The organism is Spiribacter pallidus, from assembly GCF_040838495.1.
Classification (GTDB): Bacteria; Pseudomonadota; Gammaproteobacteria; order Nitrococcales; family Nitrococcaceae; genus Spiribacter; species Spiribacter pallidus.
Genome location: NZ_JBAKFM010000002.1, coordinates 203,286 through 223,756 on the forward strand (window position 1 = coordinate 203,286; position 20,471 = coordinate 223,756).

At 61.3% G+C, this 20,471-nt stretch carries 17 protein-coding genes and 5 tRNA genes; 18 read left to right on the plus strand and 4 right to left on the minus strand.

The genetic code is table 11. The features are described from left to right. Nucleotides 1-11 precede the first annotated feature (11 nt). Nucleotides 12-863, minus strand: coding sequence for a bifunctional methylenetetrahydrofolate dehydrogenase/methenyltetrahydrofolate cyclohydrolase FolD (gene folD / locus V6X73_RS04320; protein ID WP_367958827.1), 852 nt, complete (start codon nt 861-863; stop codon nt 12-14). 77 nt (nt 864-940) lie between these two features. Here folD and V6X73_RS04325 point away from each other — a divergent pair. Then, nucleotides 941-1,017: transfer RNA gene (locus tag V6X73_RS04325), tRNA-Arg, on the plus strand. An 11-nt stretch (nt 1,018-1,028) separates the two neighbouring features. Here the strand turns inward: V6X73_RS04325 and V6X73_RS04330 are convergent. Then, the gene (locus V6X73_RS04330; RefSeq protein WP_367958826.1) at nt 1,029-2,153 is read right to left on the minus strand and encodes a DEAD/DEAH box helicase; all 1,125 of its coding nucleotides are present in this window, start codon (nt 2,151-2,153) and stop codon (nt 1,029-1,031) included. 114 nt (nt 2,154-2,267) lie between these two features. Here V6X73_RS04330 and V6X73_RS04335 point away from each other — a divergent pair. The 9 genes from V6X73_RS04335 (at nt 2,268) to V6X73_RS04375 (ending at nt 8,894) form a co-directional block, all read left to right on the plus strand. Then, nucleotides 2,268-2,344, plus strand: a tRNA-Pro gene (locus V6X73_RS04335). Nucleotides 2,345-2,372: 28 nt separating this feature from the next. Further along, nucleotides 2,373-2,448: transfer RNA gene (locus V6X73_RS04340), tRNA-His, on the plus strand. A gap of 9 nt (nt 2,449-2,457) precedes the next feature. Then, a tRNA-Lys gene (locus V6X73_RS04345) sits at nt 2,458-2,533 on the plus strand. Between the two features lie 230 nt (nt 2,534-2,763). After that, nucleotides 2,764-3,849, plus strand: a complete 1,086-nt coding sequence (locus V6X73_RS04350) for a hypothetical protein (protein ID WP_367958825.1) — start codon at nt 2,764-2,766, stop codon at nt 3,847-3,849. After that, complete coding sequence (locus V6X73_RS04355) at nt 3,827-4,954, plus strand: hypothetical protein (RefSeq protein ID WP_367958823.1); 1,128 nt, start codon at nt 3,827-3,829, stop codon at nt 4,952-4,954. Before V6X73_RS04350 ends, V6X73_RS04355 begins: the two co-directional genes overlap by 23 nt. A gap of 22 nt (nt 4,955-4,976) precedes the next feature. Further along, complete coding sequence (locus V6X73_RS04360) at nt 4,977-5,654, plus strand: hypothetical protein (RefSeq protein ID WP_367958822.1); 678 nt, start codon at nt 4,977-4,979, stop codon at nt 5,652-5,654. Between the two features lie 22 nt (nt 5,655-5,676). Further along, entirely contained in the window at nt 5,677-6,948 is a 1,272-nt protein-coding gene (locus V6X73_RS04365; protein WP_367958821.1) for a CsgG/HfaB family protein, read from the plus strand. Beyond that, on the plus strand, nt 6,938-8,197 hold the full coding sequence (locus V6X73_RS04370) for a hypothetical protein (protein ID WP_367958820.1): 1,260 nt from the start codon (nt 6,938-6,940) through the stop codon (nt 8,195-8,197). The genes V6X73_RS04365 and V6X73_RS04370 overlap by 11 nt, the downstream gene beginning before the upstream one ends. Nucleotides 8,198-8,228: 31 nt before the next feature. Then, nucleotides 8,229-8,894: a hypothetical protein gene (locus V6X73_RS04375; protein WP_367958819.1), complete on the plus strand. Its 666-nt coding sequence runs from the start codon at nt 8,229-8,231 to the stop codon at nt 8,892-8,894. 75 nt (nt 8,895-8,969) lie between these two features. Here V6X73_RS04375 and wrbA read toward each other — a convergent pair whose 3' ends face one another. Together wrbA and V6X73_RS04385 are read right to left on the minus strand one after the other, a co-directional pair. Further along, nucleotides 8,970-9,569 carry an NAD(P)H:quinone oxidoreductase gene (wrbA, locus tag V6X73_RS04380; protein ID WP_367958818.1) on the minus strand — a complete coding sequence of 200 codons (600 nt, stop codon included), beginning with the start codon at nt 9,567-9,569 and terminating at the stop codon, nt 8,970-8,972. A gap of 30 nt (nt 9,570-9,599) precedes the next feature. Next, on the minus strand, nt 9,600-10,190 hold the full coding sequence (locus tag V6X73_RS04385) for a YceI family protein (RefSeq protein WP_367958817.1): 591 nt from the start codon (nt 10,188-10,190) through the stop codon (nt 9,600-9,602). Nucleotides 10,191-10,276: 86 nt separating this feature from the next. On the opposite strand from V6X73_RS04385, the gene V6X73_RS04390 reads away from it, so the two are divergent. The 8 genes from V6X73_RS04390 to lon all read left to right on the plus strand — a co-directional run bounded on the left by V6X73_RS04390 (nt 10,277) and on the right by lon (nt 20,440). Continuing rightward, entirely contained in the window at nt 10,277-11,233 is a 957-nt protein-coding gene (locus V6X73_RS04390; RefSeq protein WP_367958816.1) for a LysR family transcriptional regulator, read from the plus strand. Next, nucleotides 11,220-11,762: a DUF427 domain-containing protein gene (locus tag V6X73_RS04395; protein WP_367958815.1), complete on the plus strand. Its 543-nt coding sequence runs from the start codon at nt 11,220-11,222 to the stop codon at nt 11,760-11,762. The genes V6X73_RS04390 and V6X73_RS04395 overlap by 14 nt, the downstream gene beginning before the upstream one ends. A gap of 21 nt (nt 11,763-11,783) precedes the next feature. Next, entirely contained in the window at nt 11,784-14,498 is a 2,715-nt protein-coding gene (locus V6X73_RS04400; RefSeq protein ID WP_367958814.1) for a cation-translocating P-type ATPase, read from the plus strand. Between the two features lie 51 nt (nt 14,499-14,549). After that, nucleotides 14,550-14,637, plus strand: a tRNA-Leu gene (locus V6X73_RS04405). A gap of 17 nt (nt 14,638-14,654) precedes the next feature. After that, nucleotides 14,655-15,980: a trigger factor gene (gene tig / locus V6X73_RS04410; protein ID WP_367958813.1), complete on the plus strand. Its 1,326-nt coding sequence runs from the start codon at nt 14,655-14,657 to the stop codon at nt 15,978-15,980. Nucleotides 15,981-16,002: 22 nt separating this feature from the next. Next, nucleotides 16,003-16,638: an ATP-dependent Clp endopeptidase proteolytic subunit ClpP gene (clpP, locus tag V6X73_RS04415; protein WP_367958812.1), complete on the plus strand. Its 636-nt coding sequence runs from the start codon at nt 16,003-16,005 to the stop codon at nt 16,636-16,638. 71 nt (nt 16,639-16,709) lie between these two features. Beyond that, nucleotides 16,710-17,987: an ATP-dependent Clp protease ATP-binding subunit ClpX gene (gene clpX, locus V6X73_RS04420; RefSeq protein WP_367958811.1), complete on the plus strand. Its 1,278-nt coding sequence runs from the start codon at nt 16,710-16,712 to the stop codon at nt 17,985-17,987. 35 nt (nt 17,988-18,022) lie between these two features. Further along, entirely contained in the window at nt 18,023-20,440 is a 2,418-nt protein-coding gene (gene lon, locus V6X73_RS04425; protein WP_367958810.1) for an endopeptidase La, read from the plus strand. Nucleotides 20,441-20,471: the final 31 nt, after the last annotated feature.

Consider the following 20,471-nt stretch of genomic DNA (forward strand, 5'->3'; position numbering starts at 1 on the left):
CTCCGCGCTTTTCAGCCATCCAGGGCTTCGGCAGCCTGCAGGGTATTCTCGAGCAGCGTGGCCCGGGTGAGCGGGCCCACCCCCCCGGGCACCGGTGTGATCCAGGCGGCCCGCTCGGCGGCCCGCTCATCCACATCGCCAACCAGGCTGCCGTCCTCGAGCCGGTTGATACCGACATCGATCACCGTGGCGCCGGGCTTGATCCAGTCCCCGGGGACAAATCCCGGCCTGCCCACGGCGGCCACTAGGATGTCGGCGCGTTCCACCTCGGCGCGCAGATCCCGGGTGCGGCTGTGACAGATGGTCACGGTGCAGCCGGCATTGAGTAACTCCAATGCCATCGGTCGGCCAACGATGTTGGACTGGCCGAGGACCACGGCCGGGGCCCCGGCGAGCGGGGTATCGGTGTGGGCGAGCAGCGTCATCACACCATGGGGCGTACAGGAGCGCAGCCCCGGCAGACGCAAGACCAGCCGGCCGACATTTCGCGGATGGAAACCATCCACATCCTTGGCCGGATCGATGCGCTCGATGACCGCCTGGGCATCGATGTGATCGGGCAGTGGCAGCTGTACCAGAATGCCGTGGACCTCGGGGCTGGCGTTGAGCTGGTCGATCAGCGCCAGTAGCGCCGCCTGGTCGGTGTCGGCGGGCAGATCATGGTCGTGGGATACAAACCCCACTTGGGCGCAGTCGCGGCGTTTCATGCGGACATAGACCGAAGAGGCGGCATTGTCACCAACCAGTACCACCGCCAGCCCCGGCGGGCGCTGCCCGGCCCGGATCCGGTCATTGACCCGATCGGTCAGCCGTTCGCGAATATCCGCGGCGATTGCCTTGCCGTCGATGATGGCTGCGCTCATACCCTGTCCTGTCACCCGTTCAGCCCGATAGGGCGCGAACTCTACGCCGGCTGTGTTTGCGCTACAATGCTCACAGGGCGCCCGTAGCTCAACCGGATAGAGCATCGGCCTTCTAAGCCGAGGGTTGCAGGTTCAAGTCCTGCCGGGCGCGCCATGATCCAGGGTTCAGACCGTGGTCTCGGCCCGCTCCAGTGGGCGTTTGAGCAGCCGCTCGATGCCCTTGAGCAGTTTATTCTCCTCGGGGGCCACCAGCGAAATGGCCTCGCCTACGTTGCCGGCCCTTCCCGTACGGCCGATGCGGTGGACATAGTCCTCGGCCACCTGGGGCAGGTCGTAGTTCACCACATGGGGCAGCTGGTCAATATCCAGCCCCCGGGCGGCGATATCGGTGGCCACCAGAACCCGCACCTGGCCCTGCTTGAAGCCATCCAGCGCTCGGGTCCGCGCACTCTGGCTCTTGTTGCCGTGGATGGCCGCGGCGCTCAGCCCGTCCTTGTCCAGTTGCCGGCTGAGGTTATTGGCCCCGTGCTTGGTCCGGGTGAAGACCAGCACCTGTTGCCAGTCGCCCTCGTGAATCAGCTGGCTGAGCTGTTGGCGCTTCTTGGCCTTGTCGAGGCGGTAGACCTTCTGCGCGACCGTCTCGGCGGCGCTGTTGCGGGGGGCGACATCGATTTCCACCGGGTCCCGCAACATGCCGCTGGCCAGTCGGCGGATTTCGCTCGAGAAGGTTGCCGAGAACAAAAGCGTCTGGCGCTCGCGTGGCAGCTGCTTGAGCAAGCGTCGGATGTCGTGGATGAACCCCATGTCGAGTATCCGATCCGCTTCGTCCAGGACCACGGTCTCAAGGCGGTCGAGCCGGACATGGCCACGCTGGAGGTGGTCGAGGAGCCGGCCCGGCGTGGCGATGAGCACATCAACGCCCCGACGCAGCCGGTCGATCTGGGGTTGCATGCCGACACCGCCAAAGACCACGGCGGATTTCAGCGGCAGATCCTGGCCGTAGTTCCTGACGCTTTCATGGATCTGCGCGGCCAGCTCGCGGGTGGGGGCGACGACCAGCAAGCGAACGGGCCGACCCTTGCCTGCCGGGCGTTGCGCGGCGAGGCGATGCAGCAGGGGCAGGGTAAACGCAGCGGTCTTGCCGGTACCCGTCTGTGCGGCGGCAAGCAGGTCGTTGCCCTGGGTGATGGCTGGGATGGCGCGTTGCTGGATGGCGGTGGGGGTGGTGTATCCCGATGCCTTGACGGCGTCGAGCAGTTCGGCACGCAGGCCGAAGGAATCGAATGTCATGTAAGCGTTACTCCTTGCGCTGGTCGGGAGTATACGCACATTGACCGCCTATGGCGCGCTGAGTATTATCCTTCTCCTCTCGGTCAGTCGGCCGCGGGGCGCCTGCGATCACGGCGGGGTGTAGCGCAGTCTGGTAGCGCGCCTGCTTTGGGAGCAGGATGTCGGGGGTTCAAATCCCTCCACCCCGACCAGTCACCGGGCAGGACAAAGTTGACAATGGTGGGCGTAGCTCAGTTGGTAGAGCTCCGGATTGTGGCTCCGGTGGTCGTGGGTTCAAGTCCCATCGCTCACCCCATTTCTCTCAGGGCCGTTAGCTCAATTGGTAGAGCAGCTGACTCTTAATCAGTAGGTTCGGGGTTCGAGTCCCTGACGGCCCACCATCCCCTCGCCAGAGACCATCCGGTACATCCGATATCACTTTGTCGTCGGGTTGCTTGTTCCCGCGTCCTTTCGTTGATCAACACCCCATATAGGGGGTGTGATCGCAAACAAATACCGGATACCGTGAGAGGTGATAGCAAGGGTTAAAAAGTCTTTTGGGGGCACAATCCGATTTCTAGTTGCTGCGATTTCATGCTTATTCTGCAGCGTAAGCATTGCACAGGCGGAGTTGCCGGTATTTTTCGCCGGGACTGCCATTATTGGCGCATCTCAGGGTCAAGCCGAAAGGTATCCTCACGTTTCTGAGCTCTTGAAGCTAGAGGATGAGCGTGGCGCATCGCTGGTGGACACTCTGCTTGTGGAGAGGTTGAGGGCTACCGAAACCGGTCATAACTTCCAATTCGGTGAGCTTGCGGACTACCGCGATGGCGATGGTGTTGTCCTGGCCCTGGCTATTGACTGGGAAAACGTCTCCACCACCGATATCGACGGCAATACGAAATATGTTGTCGATGTCCATGGGCAGGTGCTCGCCTTTGATTACTCGACGATGAAGGTCGTCGGGGCATTTCCGATCGGTGTACAAGTGCGGGATGCGCGCAAAGGTGGCCCATCCGATGACCATGCCAGGGCGCTCGCCCGTCGGGCCCTAATCGGAGAGGATGACTTCGGATTGCTTGCGAGTTTTGTCGAGATGCTCAAGCAAGTGGAGTTGAAACCGGCATATAGCAACAGGATTCAGGTTACCACCGCCGAGCTATCCCCCGAATCTGTCAGTGTAGTAGATGAGCTTGGACTTGATGCAGACGCTTTCTCTGCCCGAGTCGGTCAGACAATGAGCAAGTACCTCGCGTCCAATCAATCCGTTCCGGTGCTGCCGTTCAAAAAAGGTACCGTCATCGGTAACCAGATGGCGGCTCAGTTTACAAACGGTGATGTCTATCAGCTCGAGATTCCGAATCCCGACTATACGGTATCCTTCACGGTTGACCGGTTGAGAAAGCTAGAGCTTGATCGGACGTCCAGCCAGATCGCTTACTTGTATGGGCTCTACGCGACCGCGCGTGTCAGCCAGCCGTTGCTTGAGAAAGATTATGCGAATCATCAATTCAAATATGCGGTAAGTTCAACCGTGCCGGTCGGCATTCGGCCGGATGATCCAGCCGCGTTCGAAGAGTTAGTCCTCTCTTCAATCAACTCCTTTACACAACAGATTTCGGATCCTCAGAGGGAGTGGGTGGATAAATGGGGCGTGACCGATGGTATTCAGAAGGCTTTTTTGGAGATGGACGATGTCCTTGCGAAATGCAGGTAAATTTTTGTTGTTGACCCTTGGCTGCTTGGCAGTGCTCGCCTCGGCTGGAGTGCATGCCCAAAGTGAGTTCCAGGGTGTTGGTGAAGTGCGTTACGAAAGCGGTGTTTTCAACAGCAAACCCAGTGAGGCAGATCGGACGCAGGCGCTCCATGAGGCGAAATTATCCGCGTGGCGCAGCTATACCGCGACATTCAACACGGCAAGGTCGACCAGCTATTCGGCGTCGGCCACAAAGTTCGAGGAGCAACTCGATACTTTTATTTCTGACGTCACTGTCCTCGACGAGATGGTCGATGAGGAATCGAATGTCATACGCGTGGCCGTTCGGATTGCAGTCAATACCGGCATGGTGGATGCAGCGTTCAACGAGCTGGCGCAAGCCGGACAGACCTCGAGTCAAGGGGCCGGTCCGGCCTCGATGCTGAGTTTCGTTTTTGTGGCTCGCGAAGTCGAGAGCATTCGCGACTTTGATGACCGCCGCACCGTGGTTGAGAAAAAGGACAGTAAAGCGACTCAGACAGACCAAATGGCTGATTCGGGTGGGACAGTATCCGGCAGTACATCCTCTTCGTCCATTTCAAGCAGCACCACGGGCGGCAGCACGCTGACCAAAGCAGACGAAATTGCCTATGACGTCAGCAGCGCCAGCGACATTGATAGCGCCGTTGGCCAGGTATTTGCGGGCAACGGATTTGAGGTCATCCCATATGTCGACGTGTTTGGCTTCTGTGGAGGAGCCTCTCTGGATGCTATCCGGTCGGAGTTTGCAGAGTCCGACACGCTGACAGCGGGTACGAGAACAGCGGCAATTAAAGCAGCGTCCTCCTGTGATGTTGAGTTGTTTGCCATGGGAACACTAGACGTGGGCCTGCAGCAGGATGAGGTGGATCCAGCAACGGGCAATCGACGCGTTTTTGTGTCTGTCCGCGGGCAGATATGGGATATCGGCCGAGGTCTTCCCCGGCAGGTAGCCAGCGTTGGGCCTGTGCAATATGCGGGTCTGGGACCCGACAGGCAGGTTGCCAAGCGTAATGCGTTGATCGAAGCGGCAGAGGATGCCGGTCGAGTGCTGGTAGATCAGCTCAACGCGAAAGGAATTCGTTAAGTTTTCAACCTGGAGAAGTGTAATGAAAGGTCTTTTAAAAAGTCTGTCCGCAGGTCTACTGACGCTCGCCATTAGCGGCCCGGTGGGCGCTCTCGGTCTGGATGACGTTACCGGTGGTGGCGATGGGGGCAGCGATGTCGATGTGGGTCAGCTTGTTAGTCAGGGTGATGGCCTCATGGGGCGCTTTTCGCTTGCTTTTGGCAACATGAATCTTGCGCTTGCCAATACGTTGGATGCACTGGGGTATAAAGAAAAAGCCGAGCAGCTTAGCGCCCGCGGAAACTTTTATGCTGAAGGCAACATTGCAGAGAAAGATGCGGTAGAGCGGGATATAGAGGTCACTCGGGAGGCGGTTGCGCTGGTCGAGGAGTCGGCAGATAGCGCCGAGGCTGTCTCGGATGCGGGCAAAGAGGCCCTGGCATCGGCAGTGCCGCACTACGTCAAGGGAGTCTATGAAGCAACTCAGCTCCTGCCGGAGGCGCAGAAGTGGGCGGATTCCGTTAGCAGTGGTATTTCGAGCCTCTCAAGTAACCCGATGAAGCTCAACGAGCTGCGGAGTAGCACTGCTGCGCCCATTTTCGTGGCTACGAATCTGCCCAGCTTCATGGAATCGTTTGCCGGAGCAACGAACAACTTCGTCGCATTTGCCCGGTCCAATGACGTTGAAGTTCCGGATGACATTTCGAACGTGTCGTTCTGATACAGGCTGATTGAGGCCTTTTATGATTCAGCATGAAAAAATGTGGCCCGAGCGGGCCACATTCATTTTGGCGGTTGTGTTCCTGATGTTCATTTCAACCGTACATGCTCGGGTGAGCTATGTCGAGGTTGAAACGAGGGGCGAGGGGTCAACACAAAATATCGCGATCGCATCCGCTCTCCGCGAGGCAGTGTTGTCGGTCAACGGTGGGCAATTAGCGGGTGTCTCGGAAAGCGCGCAGGCCACGTTGGCTCTCGATACCGAAGATGGCTCCTCGGTTGCCTCGAGTTCGATGACAAGCGAGGCCATTGCGACACAAACGGAAGGCGTGGTCGATTCGTATACCCTGCTCGAGGCATCGGAAGAGCAGGGTCTCTGGTCGGTAAAGCTCAGAGCGCGGGTCGCCAAGTATGAGGTCTCCGCGCAAGCTGAGCGGCTTCGGATGGCCGTCATGCCTTTCCGATTGATGAATAGCGACCAGGCATCTTTTGAGCTTGCCGTGACAGACGCGTTAACGACCTCGCTGACGCAGAGCCGCCGATTCGCGATGCTTGATCGTGATTTCCTAGAAGAACAGAGCAAAGAGCTGGGTTTTGTTGCATCCGGTGGCGCGGCGACACCGGAGCTTGCCCGTCTGGGAAACCGTCTGGGGACTGACTATTTGATTGTTGGTCGGATTGAGCAGGCGAATCTTTCCGAGCGAACGATTGAATTATCGTCCACAGGTCAAAGCCGTACGATAACCACGGCGAGTGCTGATGTCAGCTACCGCATCATTGATGTTGCCACAACGCAGATCAAGTACAGCGACCGGTGGCAGGGCAGTGGACGCGACTTGACGCTCTCCCAGCTCGCCCGGCGGGGCGGCTCCGAGATCGGGGAAACGATTCTCAATGCCATATTCCCGATCATGGTCGCGAGTTACAGCAATAACACGGTCACTCTTGGGCAGGGTGGAAACGATATCCAGATCGGTGACCGATACCGGCTTGTGCAATATGGGGAACCCATTGTTGATCCGTACACACAAGAGAGTCTAGGGCGTGAGGAGCGCTCAGTTGGCGTGATTGAGATCACAAGTGTTCAGGCGAAGTTGTCCAATGCCTCTGTTATCGAAACCACCGTGGACCTGGGGGCTCAATTTCGCCAAGGTGACTTCATCGTTCGGCCCATGGAGGCGTCAGGTTCATCCCGATCAGCGGGTGGTAGTCAAGCGAAAAACGCCGAAGCGACCGCACAAGATGGCCAGGAAGCCGTCGACGAGATGACACAGGAGATGGAAGATGTTTGGTAATCCTTGGCGACTAATGGGTGCTGTTTTGATTTTCGGTGCGACAAACGTAGCACTCGGACAAGGACTTTCCCTGGATGATTTCTCACCTGAGGGGGACGGTGGCAGTGGGACTGACCCAAATGCCATAAACGCTGAAACCATCGAAGAAGGTGTCAGTCGGGCCTACCAGCGGATCAAAAGCGATGGTTTTGCCGGCGGAAAGCTTATCAACACCGATACGGGATTCGCTTATCTTTCAACGGAGTTTGCCGGTTACCGCACGTACGACAATATCAACGCCACACTTTTGAGCAAACGTAATGCCTACTTCAAAGCGTATGTCAACGCACGCAAAGGCATTGTTGAGTTCATGGAGGGCATGAGCAGCGAGTGCAGCGCTCAGGTAGAGGACTCGACGGTTGCCATGGATACCGGTGTAGAGAGCGTGGCCAACATGTTCTCCAGTACATCGGAGGAATGTGTTGAGACGGTGTCGGGGATGGTGAATGGCTATATCGTGTACGCCATTGAGGACCTCGTCGATGAGAAAAGTGTGATGGTTAGTGTGCTCACCTCGACGAAAACTCAGGGTGCAGTCGACCGGATCGGTGAAACCGTGGTCAATACCACGGATCCTGAGGCGGCGTTCCAGGGCGTCCTCGAAGATATCGCCAATTTTGCCACTCCGCCACTTGGGGCCCGCCTAATAAGCGATGTCGAAAGCGGAGCTTACACAGTGGTCGGTTTCGGCAGCGCGATCATCCGCCAGAATTCGGACCCAATGATGGCAAGACGGCTGCGGTCAATGGCGCAGGATGTCTCTGAGACTCGAGCGAGGAGCGCTTTGGTGTCCTATCTTTCCGGAGATGAAATCTACTGGGAGGGCGGTTTTCAGCAGGAGCAGATGGAGAATGCTGAGCAGTTCTTCGTGCCGGAGAATGAAGACGGCACGCCCGGGTCACCGCAAAAGCATGACGAAACGCAAAGTCAGTTCTTGAACGTCATGTCCAGTTCCAATGCAAGCAGCTCGGTGACCAGTGGTCAGGTGCCGCCGGGGACCCGTCTGCAGAGCTTCACTTCGGAAGACGGCTATTGGCGATTCACCGTCGCGGTGTATCAGCCGGCGTTTACTAGCGGAGCGATCGACTCCATCGAGTCAGGTGGAGCTAACACCAATAGCTCTGATGTGAATATGAGCGGTGGTGCCAACGAAGACGCGGCCAATCCGCAAGGCCCCAGCGGCGCTGTCGTGCCGCAGCATGACTTTTAGGGAGCAATTCGTCCGGGCGATACCTTGTGGATTGGCACTGGGTATCGTCGTGACATCAGGATACGCTGATAAAAGCTACGCACGCAGTTGGGTGGAAGGGCCCGTCCGGTATGTGGAAATCACGCATGCTGGCCTCGATATGTCGCAGGGGTCACAGGTCGGCGCTGCAAAGTGCCGGGCTATTCTTGGCAGGGATGCCCTTTTTGGTCAGTCGGGCGGGCAGTTCTCTCTTGCCGTTCACCGGCAGTTGTCTAAAACAATCGGAATCCGTGTTCGTGTATCCAGGATGCAGCGCGACACCGAGAGGCTGGGCCCTGGTCGGTTTCGTACACGCTGTAATGTGGCTGATAACGATATTTCCGCCTCTTTCAAGAGGGAGCCATCCAAAGCGGACATCGCTGAGGCAAGGCTGCAGGTGGGTGTGGAAAGGATAGCGACCGGCCGCCACCGAGAAGGCATCGATATTCTCGCCAAATTGCGCGATGAGGCAAATTATCCGGATGCGCTCCCCGCGATCGTTGCCGGTCTCATCAGTGTCGATGTCGGGTTGGCGTTAGACACCGACGATCAGTACGTCCGACTAGGCGACGCGGACTACCGGCCAGCCTTGATCGAATATAGGGATGCTTTATCTCGTGCGGGGTGGGCCGAGAGAGCTCGAGACGCTCAAAGGCGCTTGGACGAGCTTTTACGTTGAAAGTGTGGTCATGCAACCTGCAAAGAACCGGACCGGTCTGTCACCGGCCCGGCCCTGGTCAAGCCGCCCTATACCTCAGCCGTGCAGCTTGACGGCGACCTCGGCGACCTTCTCACCCTGGTGGCGGGCGATCTCGAGTTCCTTGTCGTCGGGCTGCCTTGAGCCGTCACCCCCGGCGATGGTCGACGCCCCATACGGCGTGCCGCCGCTGACGGTGGAGATGTCGAACTGCACCGGGTTGGTGTAACCCAGCGGCACCAGCACCATGCCGTGGTGGGCCAGGGTGATCCAGCTCGAAGTGATGGTCTGCTCCTGACCACCACCGGTGCCGGTCGAGGTAAAGACACTGCCGACCTTGCCAGCGAGTTTGCCTTCTGCCCACAGCCCGCCGGTCTGATCCAGAAAAGTCCGGACCTGGCCGGCCATGTTGCCAAAGCGGGTCGGTGTGCCCAGGAGGATGGCATCGTAGTCTGCCAGTTCTGCCGGTGTGGCCTCCGGGGCGCTCTGGTCGGTCTTGCCGCCTGCCGCCGCGAACGCCTCGGCATCCATGGTCTCGGGAATGCGTTTGATGGTCACTGTGGCGCCGTCCACGCCCTGTGCGCCATCGGCGATGCGCTGGGCCATGGTCTCCATGTGGCCGTACATCGAGTAGTAGAGGACAAGAATCCTGGCCATTGGTTGCTCCCTGATATCGACTGGATGGGCTTACTGCTGGATGCCTTCAACTTCGAGCTCGAGGTAGACCACTTCGCTGGTCGGGCCAAGTTCGTAGTCGATGCCATAGTCCTCGAGCCGGAACTCGGTCTCGCCGCTGAAGCCCACCCGATAGTTGCCCCAGGGGTCTTCGCCCTCACCGATTTTCTCGACATCAATGGCGATATCACGGGTGATGCCCCGCAGCGTCAGTTCGCCTTCGAGGGTGGCCTCGCCATCGTCGTGGGGGATGAAGTCGGTGCTGACAAACCGCGCCTGCGGAAACTGCTCGACATCCAGAAAATCGGCCGAGCGCAGGTGCGCATCGCGATCGGCGTGGTTGGAGTCGATGCTGGCGGTGTCGATGGTCACGGTGATTTCCGCGGCCTCGGGGTTGTCGGCGTCGTAGCTAAAGTCCCCCTCGAAATCATTGAAACGCCCCTTCAGCCAGCTAAAGCCCAGGTGGCTGATCTTGAACTGTATCGACGCATGGGCGCCTTCGGTGTCGATCACATAGTCCGCGGCATGGGCCGTGCCGGCCATGGCAGCACCACCGAGCAGCGCCGAAGTGGCAAAGGCTTTGAGCGTTTGAGTGAATTGCATGCATCCTCCGGTTCAGGTCCTTGGGTTCAACCGAGACCCTACGATGCCTGTTATGATGCGTCTAATGAATTATCTATATTTACTCTATGCGTGAAACGAATCTTCGAGGTGTCGACCTCAATTTGCTGGTGGTCCTGGAGGCCCTTCTGCGTGAGCGTCACATCACCCGGGCGGCGACGAGCCTGTCCATGAGTCAGCCGGCCGTCAGCCGTGCCCTGGGCCGCCTGCGCGAAACCTTCGATGATCCATTGCTGGTTCGCGGGCCGGCGGGGCTGACGCTCAGCGAACGGGCCGAGGGCCTAAGACAGCCGCTTGCGGATCTGCTGGCCGGTCTCTCGGGCCTCGTGGCCGCGCCCGATTTTGAACCGGCCGATGCCACCGGCTCGCTGCGCATCGGGTGCCTGGATCTGGAGGCGGCGATCTACCTGCCGGACCTGGTGCCCGCGATCCGGCAGAACGCGCCGAACATGCAGCTCGAGATCTACTCGCACCCGGATGATTACTTTGCGCTTCTGGCTGAAGGTCGGTTGCATCTGGCCATCAGCGGACTGGAGCCCTGGGCCGGGGCCGCCCAGTTCCATCGGCGGGTGATTGACCACACCCACTCCGAGGTGCTGATGGGGCAGGATAATGCGCTCGCCGACCCGCCCATGACCCTGGAGCGCTACAGCGCTGCCCGCCACGGGGTGGTATCGATCACCGGGCGCGGCCCGGCGATGATGGATGAACGCCTCGCCCGCCAGGGTGTCCACCGTCAAGTGGCGCTCAAGCTCTCGAGCTTTGCCAATGTCTCGGATGCCTGTGCCAACAGTGATGTCATCTTCTCGTTGCCGCACCGGCTGACCCGGCGACTGGCGGCCCGGGACGGTCGTCTGGTGACCCGGCCGTTGCCCGGAGCGCTGCAGGAGCAGCGATTTCCCATGTACCTGTACTGGCACGCGCGCCATCACAACGACGCCATGAGTCAATGGTTCCGACGGCTGCTTTTGCAGACCATTGATCAACGAATCGACCACGGAGACACCGCCGATGACAGACCTTGAATCGCTCCGACAGGGGTGGCGCTATCGCGGCGACGCCCGGCCGGACTTTGCCATTGCCCCGGGGCCGGGGCAGGAGTCGGTCTGGGATTATCCCCGGCCGCCGGCTTATGTCGCTGACGACCGCCGCGTCGAGATCTGGGCGGGTGACCGACGCATCGCCGCCAGCCAACAGGCCATCCGGGCGCTGGAGACGGGCAGCCCACCTGCTTTCTATCTGCCCGCCGGGGCGTTTGACCGGCAGTGGCTCCGTCCCTCGGCCCATCAAAGCTTCTGCGAGTGGAAAGGGCAGGCCAATTACTATGATGTCGTCACCCCGACGCTGGATTTAAAGGCAGCGGTCTGGTGTTATGCCGACCCGCTGGCCGGCGCGGAAGCGATCGCCGGATACCTGTCGGTCTATCCGGAGTCGCTGCAATGCTTTGTCGGCGGCGAAGCGGTCGTGCCTCAGCGGGGTGAGTACTACGGCGGTTGGGTGACAAGCGAGTTGGTCGGGCCCTGGAAAGGCGAACCCGGCACCAGCCACTGGTAGACAACGCGGCGAGGGATGCCCATGCAGGCCCATCAATCGCAGCGGCAAGACGCCGGCATCAGGCGCCATGAAGCCTGGCATACGCTTGACGCCGAAGAGGTGCTCGAGGCATTGCAGACCGGCCGTGGGGGGCTGGATCAAGCACAGATCGCTCCCCGGCTCGAGCGCTTTGGTGAAAACCGACAACGTCGCGTGGCCCAACGCAGCGGCTTGCGGCGGCTGATCAGCCAGTTCGACAACCTCCTCATCCAGCTGCTCATCGTCGCGGCGGTGATCACCGCTGTGCTCGGCCATTTTCTTGATGCCGGCGTTATCGCGGCGGTCGTTCTGATCAACGGGGTCATCGGCTTTATCCAGGAAGGCCGCGCCGAACAGGCCCTGGCCGCCATTCGCGGGTTGCTCGCACCGCAGGCGACGGTCCGGAGGGACAATCGCCGCCAGACCATCGATGCCTCGCAGCTGGTCCCCGGAGACATGGTCATCCTCGAGCCCGGGTCAAAGATTTCGGCCGACATCCGGCTTGTCACAACCCGGGGGCTGGCGATCGACGAGTCGGCGTTGACCGGTGAGTCGGTGCCGGCGAGCAAGTCCGTCGAACCGGTCTCTGCCGAGGCCTCCATCGGCGACCGGCGGTGCATGGCCTATGCCGGCACGCTGGTGACCCGTGGCGAGGGTGCCGGCGTGGTGGTCGAGACCGCAGATGCCACCGCGCTGGGCGAGGTCACCGCGATGCTCTCGTCGGTCGAGTCGGTGACAACGCCGTTGCTCCGGGATCTGGCCCGGCTGGGCAAACGCCTTGCCGCGATCATTCTCGGCGCCGGGGCGTTTACCGCGCTCGCCGGCATCCTGGTGCATGGTTTTTCGGTCGTCGAGATGTTCCTTGCCGCGGTGGCGTTGATTGTCGCGGCCATCCCCGAGGGGCTACCCGCCATTGTCACCATCACCCTGGCGCTTGGCGTTCAGCGGCTGGCCAGACGCAAGGCCATCGTGCGACGACTGCCGGCGGTCGAGACGCTGGGTGCAGTGAGTGTCATCTGCTCGGACAAGACCGGCACCCTGACCCTCAACGAGATGGCGGTCCGCGCCGTGTTGCTGGGTGACGGTCTCCACCGGGTGGATGACAAGACACTGGCGCTCGAGGCAGCCCGGGCCCAGGAGCCGGCCCCGGCATCGGTGGTCGACGCGTTATCCCGCGCCGTGGTGCTTTGTTCCGACGCCGATGTCCATGCCAACAGCGAGGGCCAGGTCAGGGTCAGTGGCGATCCCATGGAAGTGGCATTGCTGCACTTTGCCAAGGCCCAGGACGTCGAGCTGCGGGCACTGCGCTCGGCGCATCCGCGGGTCGACGGTTTGCCCTTCGATTCCACGCATCGCTTCATGGCAACCCTCCACGGCACCGACGATGGCGAAGGACAGGTGCTGATGGTCAAGGGCGCGCCCGAGGCCGTTGTGCCCCGCTGCAAGCAGGTGCTGGGCGTCGATGGGACCGAGCCGCTGGATGAGGCAGCCTGGCACCGGCAGGCCGAGGCCATGGCCGCTGACGGCCTGCGGCTGCTGGCCATCGCCCGGCAGACCGCCCCCGGTGGGGTTGACCTCGATGACCCGTCGCGGATCGATGGTCTGACGCTGATCGGGTTGGTCGGCATCATCGACCCGCCGCGCGAGGAGGCGATCGCAGCGGTGAAGACCTGCCACGAAGCGGGAATGCGGGTGAAGATGATCACCGGCGACCACGCCGTGACGGCGGCCGCCATCGGCCGTCAGCTTGGCATCGGCGACGACGAGCGGGGGATCACCGGCGAAGCACTCGAGGCGATGGATGACGAGGCCCTGTCGCGCTGCGCCGCCCAGCACTCGGTGTTTGCCCGCGTCTCGCCCCGGGTCAAGCTCAGGCTGGTACAGGCGCTGCAAAGCCAGGGCGAGGTGGTCGCCATGACCGGTGACGGGGTGAATGACGCCCCGGCCCTGAAGCGCTCGGATGTCGGCGTGGCGATGGGGCACGGTGGCACCGATGCCGCCCGCGAGGCCGCGGAAATCGTTCTGGCCGATGACAACTTCGCCACCATCGAGGCGGCGGTTCATGAGGGCCGGGTGATCTATGACAATATCGTCAAATCGATTGCGTTTCTGCTGCCCACCAACGCGGCGCAGGCGCTGTTGCTGGTGGTGGCGGTGCTGGCCGGCTGGATGCTGCCCATCACGCCGGCGCAAATTCTCTGGGTCAACATGATCACCGCCGTGACGCTGGCATTGTCGTTGGCCTTCGAGCCGCCCGAGGACGATGTCATGGCCCGCGCTCCACGGTCGCCATCGGCGCCGCTCATTCCCCGGGTCATACTGGTGCGGATTCTGATTGTTGCGGTATGCATGGTCGCGGGCACATTGGCCCTGTTCGCCCGCGAGCTTGCAGATGGGCGGCCGCTTGCAGAAGCGCGAACGCTTGCGGTGAACACCCTGGTACTGTTCGAAATCTGGTTTTTGTTCTCATCGCGGCGGCTGCACACGGGGATCCTGAACACCAGCGGTCTCACCGGGAATGCCAGGGTCTGGCTGGCCATCGCGATTATCGTCGCGGCACAGCTTGTTTTTACCTATCTGCCGCCCATGCAGGTGATCTTTGAAACCCAGCCACTCGGCCCCGGGGCCTGGCTTCTGGCCATTGTGGTCAGTCTGCCAATCATCCTGGTGGCAGAAGGGCACAAATGGCTGATGCGGCGCCGTAGTCAGGCGCGCTGAGGTTTCTTGCCTGCCCCCTTGCCGGTATGATGATGGATTGGGTTTACAAGCGCGAAAGTGGCGGAACTGGTAGACGCGCTGGGTTTAGGTCCCAGTGGGGTAGTCCCCCGTGCGAGTTCGAGTCTCGCCTTTCGCACCAGTCACTAGAGGTGGGCGATGCAAGTATCGGTAGAGGCGGGCGAGGGCCTGAAGCGTAAGTTGAAGGTTCAGGTCCCGTCCGAGCGGGTCGATGAGCAGGTGGATAAAAAGCTCCGCGAAATGCGCGGTCAGGTCCGTCTGCAGGGGTTCCGGCCCGGCAAGGTGCCGATGAAGGTGGTGGCCAAGCGCTACGGCCCCCAGGTGCGGGGCGAGGTCCTCGACGAGGTGGTCCGACAGACCTATGCCGAGGCACTCGAGCAGGAATCGCTCCGGCCCGCCGGTAGCCCGCAGATCGAGCCGGTCAATCTCGAAGAGGGCAGTGACATCGAATACGAGGCGGCCTTCGAGGTGATCCCCGATATCGAGGTCAGTGGCATCGAGAGCATCGAGCTGACCCGACCGGTGGTGGATATCGAGGCCGCGGACGTCGACCGGATCCTGGATCGTTTGCGCAAACAGCACGCCGAGTACGCCGAGGTCGACCGGGCCGCCGCCGAGGGCGACCAGGTCACCATCGATTTTGAGGGCAAGATCGATGGCGAGGACTTTGAGGGCAACAGCGGCGAAGATGTGCCGGTGCCGCTGGGCGAGGGGCAGATGCCGGAACCCTTCGAGCAACAGCTTGTCGGGATGCAAGCAGGCGAGACCAAAACCGTGACCTACACGTTTCCGGAAGGGTTTCCCGACCCGGCGATTGCCGGCAATGAGGCGGCCTTCGAGGTGACGGTGAAAAAGGTCGAGGCAGCAGAGCTGCCCGATGCCGATGAGGCGTTCGCCGAGAAGCTGGGTATCGATGGCGGCATCGACGGGCTTCGTCAGCGCATCACCGAGAGCCTCGAGCGCGAGCGCGATCAGGCAACCCGGACCCGGGTCAAGAATCAGGTCATGGAGGCGCTTGTCGAGCAAAACGACATTGAACTGCCGCAGACACTGGTGGACAGCGAGATCGACCAGCTCCGGCAACAGGCCCGCGAGCGGATGCGGCAGTCGGGTGCCGAGGGTGACGAGCCCGAGCTGCCGGCGGATCAGTTCGAGAGCGAGGCCCGGCGACGGGTCAAGCTGGGGCTGCTGGTCAACGAAATCGTCCGCGCCAACGGCATCGAGCTGGAGCCGGAACGCATGCAGCAGGCCCTACAGCGGGTCGCATCGGGGTACGAGCAGCCGGAGCAGGTGATGCAGTACTACTTGCAGAACCAAGAGATGATGCAAAGCCTGCAGTTGCAGGTCATGGAAGACCAGGTTGTGGACTGGGTGACCGAACAGGCCACCGTGACGGACAAACCAATGAGTCTCGACGCCCTGACCAGTGGTGTCGAGGATGAAGACAACGCCAAGGCCGAATAAGCGGCCGGGAGTCAAAACGTTGATGAACAACGAGCACCGCGAAGATAGCCCCATGGCCACCGGCCTCGTGCCGATGGTGGTGGAACAGACCTCCCGCGGCGAGCGCGCCTTCGATATCTACTCGCGCCTGCTCAAAGAGCGGGTGATCTTTCTGGTCGGGCCGGTAGAGGATCACCAGGCCAACCTGCTGATTGCACAGCTTCTGTTTTTGGAGTCGGAGAATCCGGACAAGGATATCCACTTCTACATCAACAGCCCCGGCGGCGTGGTCACTGCGGGACTGGCGATCTACGACACGATGCAGTTCATCAAGCCGGATATCAGCACTGTCTGCATCGGCCAGGCCGCGAGTATGGGGTCGTTGCTGCTCGCCGGCGGCGCGGCGGGCAAGCGCTTTGGGCTGCCCAACTCGCGGGTGATGATCCACCAGCCGCTGGGCGGTTTTCAGGGTCAGGCCACGGATATCGACATCCATGCCCGCGAGATCCTGAGCATGCGCGAGCGACTGAATCAGATTCTCGCCCACCACACCGGGCAGAAGCTCGAGAAGATCGCCGAAGACACCGAGCGGGATAATTTCATGGCCCCCGAGGCGGCCCGCGATTACGGGATTATCGATCAGGTGCTCGCCGACCGCAGTAGCCTGCCCACGGATTAACGCGGTTGCGTGACCCGCTAAAAGCGGGCATCGTCGGAACTGTCCCACTTCCTACGGCGCAAAGGTAGCCCATGACTGACAGAGACAACGGCGGTCGCGACGATAACGGCAAGCTGCTCTACTGCTCATTCTGCGGCAAGAGCCAGCATGAGGTGCGCAAGCTCATCGCAGGGCCTTCGGTTTTTGTCTGCGACGAATGTGTCGAGCTCTGCAACGACATCATTCGCGAAGAGATGGAAGAGAAGGTCGGCGAAGGCGACGCGGGCCTTCCCAAACCCCAAGAGATCAAAAGCACCCTGGATGAGCACGTCATCGGTCAGGATCACGCCAAAAAGGTCCTGTCCGTGGCGGTCTACAACCACTACAAGCGCATGCAGGCGGCACAGGGCAAAGAGGATGTCGAGCTCAGCAAGAGCAACATCCTGTTGATCGGGCCGACCGGGTCGGGCAAGACACTGCTGGCCGAGACGCTGGCGCGGTTGCTGGATGTGCCGTTCACCATCGCCGATGCGACGACCCTGACCGAGGCGGGGTATGTGGGTGAGGACGTCGAGAACATCATCCAGAAGCTCTTGCAGCGTTGCGATTACGATGTCGACAAGGCCCAGCGGGGCATCGTCTACATCGACGAAATCGACAAGGTCTCGCGCAAGGCCGAGAACCCGTCCATTACCCGGGATGTCTCCGGCGAAGGCGTGCAGCAGGCGTTGCTCAAGCTCATCGAAGGGACCACCGCGTCGGTGCCGCCCCAGGGCGGGCGCAAGCACCCCCAGCAGGAATTTCTGCAGGTGGATACCGGCAACATCCTGTTCATCTGCGGCGGCGCATTCGCGGGCCTCGAGAAGGTCATCCAGCAGCGCTCCGAGAAGGGCGGGATCGGCTTTTCCGCCGAGATCAAGGGCGAGAGCCAGCGCAAGGCGGTGGGTGAGACCCTCCGCGATGTCGAGCCCGAGGACCTGGTCCGCTACGGGCTGATTCCCGAGTTTGTCGGCCGTCTGCCGGTGGTGGCGACCCTGGAAGAGCTCGACGAAGAGGCGCTGGTCCAGATCCTCCGCGAGCCGCGTAATGCGCTGGTCAAGCAGTTCCGGCGGCTGTTCGAGATGGAGGGCGTTGAGCTCGAATTCCGGGACGAAGCCCTGTTCGAGGTTGCCCGCAAGGCGATTGCCCGCAACACCGGTGCTCGGGGGCTGCGGACATTGGTTGAACATGTACTGCTCGATACCATGTATGACCTGCCGTCGCTCGAGAACGTCAGCAAGGTGGTGGTGGATGATGCGGTCATTCGCGGCGAGACGCCCCCCTATCTCATCTATGACGGGTCCGAGCAGTCGGCGGCGGCATCTGACTGAGCCGCCGCCGGGGCTCGACCCCCAAGAGGCAATCCATGAGTGAGCCAATCATTCCGGCGGCCGGTGCCGAGACACCGGCGCTGCCGCTCCGTGACGTCGTGGTCTACCCCCACATGGTGATCCCGCTTTTTGTCGGTCGGGAGAAATCCATCGAGGCCCTCGAGGCGGCCATGGCGGTAGACAAACGCATCCTGCTGGTGGCGCAGCACAGCGCCGAGATGGATGATCCCTCGCCGGATAACATCTACTCGGTCGGCACCATGGCCAACATCCTGCAGATGCTCAAACTGCCCGATGGCACCGTCAAAGTGCTGGTTGAAGGCGCCGAACGGGTGGGGGTCCGTGACCTGCGGGTCGATGCCGACCACTACCAGGCGACGGTGACCGCCATGCCGGAGGAAGGCGGCGAGGACGAGCAAGAGCTGGAGGTCATGACCCGCTCGCTGCTCTCGCTGTTCGAGCAGTATGTAAAGCTCAACAAGAAGGTGCCACCGGAAATCCTCTCGTCGCTGCAGGGGATCGACGAGCCCAGCCGTCTGGCCGATACCGTCGCGGCGCACATGAGCCTGAAGATCGACGAGAAACAGCGCATCCTCGAGATGGCCGGGGTGCAGGCCCGGCTCGAGCATCTCATGGCGCTGATCGAAGGCGAGCTGGATATCCTGCAGGTGGAAAAGCGCATCCGCGGACGCGTCAAACAGCAGATGGAGAAGTCCCAGCGCGAGTACTACCTCAACGAGCAGATGAAGGCCATCCAGAAAGAGCTTGGCGAGCTCGAGGATGTGCCCAACGAAATCGAAGACCTCGAACAGAAGATCGAGGCCTCGGGCATGTCCAAAGAGGCGCGGGAGAAATGTGACCAGGAGCTCGGCAAGCTGCGCATGATGTCGCCGATGTCCGCCGAGGCCACCGTCGTGCGGAGCTATCTCGAGTGGATGCTCTCGCTGCCGTGGAAAAAACGCAGCCGCGTTCGCCACGATCTCGGCCACGCCGAGTCGGTACTGGATGCCGATCACTACGGCCTTGAAAAGGTCAAAGAACGGATCCTCGAGTATCTGGCGGTCCAGCAGCGGGTGCGCAAGCTCAAAGGGCCGATCCTCTGTCTGGTCGGCCCCCCCGGGGTCGGTAAGACCTCGCTCGGCGAGTCCATCGCCCGGTCGATTAACCGCAAGTTCGTGCGCATGTCGCTGGGGGGCGTGCGCGACGAGGCCGAGATACGCGGCCACCGCCGCACCTATATCGGCTCGCTGCCGGGCAAGATCGTTCAGAAGCTCGCCAAGGTGGGTACACGCAATCCGCTGTTCTTGCTCGATGAAATCGACAAGATGGCGATGGACTTCCGCGGTGATCCGGCATCGGCGCTACTCGAGGTGCTCGACCCCGAACAGAACGCCACGTTCAACGACCACTACCTTGAAGTCGATTTCGACCTCTCGGATGTGATGTTCGTCTGTACCGCGAACACCATGAATATCCCCGAGCCGCTGCTCGATCGCATGGAGGTGATCCGGCTGTCCGGCTATACCGAAGAAGAGAAGGTCAACATCGCGCGCAGTTACCTGCTGCCCAAGCAACTCAAGGCCAACGGGCTCAAAAACGGCGAGCTCGAGGTCAGCGACAACGCACTGCGGGACATCGCCCGGTACTACACCCGCGAAGCCGGTGTACGCAGCATGGAGCGCGAGGTCGCCAAGATCGCCCGCCGGGTGGTCAAGGATGTGTTGCTCAAGCCGCGGGACCGGGCGGTGCAAATCACACCGCGCAATCTCGATAAATACCTGGGTGTGCGGCGTTACCGCTACGGGGTGGCCGAGACCAGCGACCAGATCGGCCGGGTGACCGGGCTTGCCTGGACCGAGGTGGGCGGCGAGCTTTTGACCATCGAGGGCGCGGTGATGCCGGGCAAGGGCAAACTGCAGAACACCGGTCAGCTGGGCGATGTGATGAAAGAGTCCATCCACGCTGCGCTGACGGTGGTGCGGGCGCGTACCGAGGTGCTGGGCATCGACCCGGGCTTCCATCAGGACAACGACATCCACATCCATGTACCCGAGGGCGCCATCCCCAAGGACGGTCCGAGTGCCGGGATCGGCATGTGTACCGCCCTGGTCTCGGCGCTGACAGGGATTCCCGTGGCCGCCAATGTGGCGATGACCGGCGAGATCACCCTGCGCGGCGAGGTGTTGCCCATCGGCGGGCTCAAGGAAAAGCTCCTGGCCGCGTTGCGTGGGGGGATCACCACGGTGTTGATCCCGCAAGAAAACGAAAAGGACCTCGCCGAGATTCCCAAAGATCTCAAAGGCAAACTGGATATCCGGCCGGTGCGCTGGATCGATGAAGTGCTTGGTGTGGCGCTCACGCAGCAGCCGACACCCAGGGTGGATGATGGCGAGACACCCGCCAAGGCGGTGGCCTCCAACGAAGCGGAAGCCCCGTCGTTGAGGCGTCATTAGGCCCAGGTTTTTGGCGCTTTTGTTTGACAGC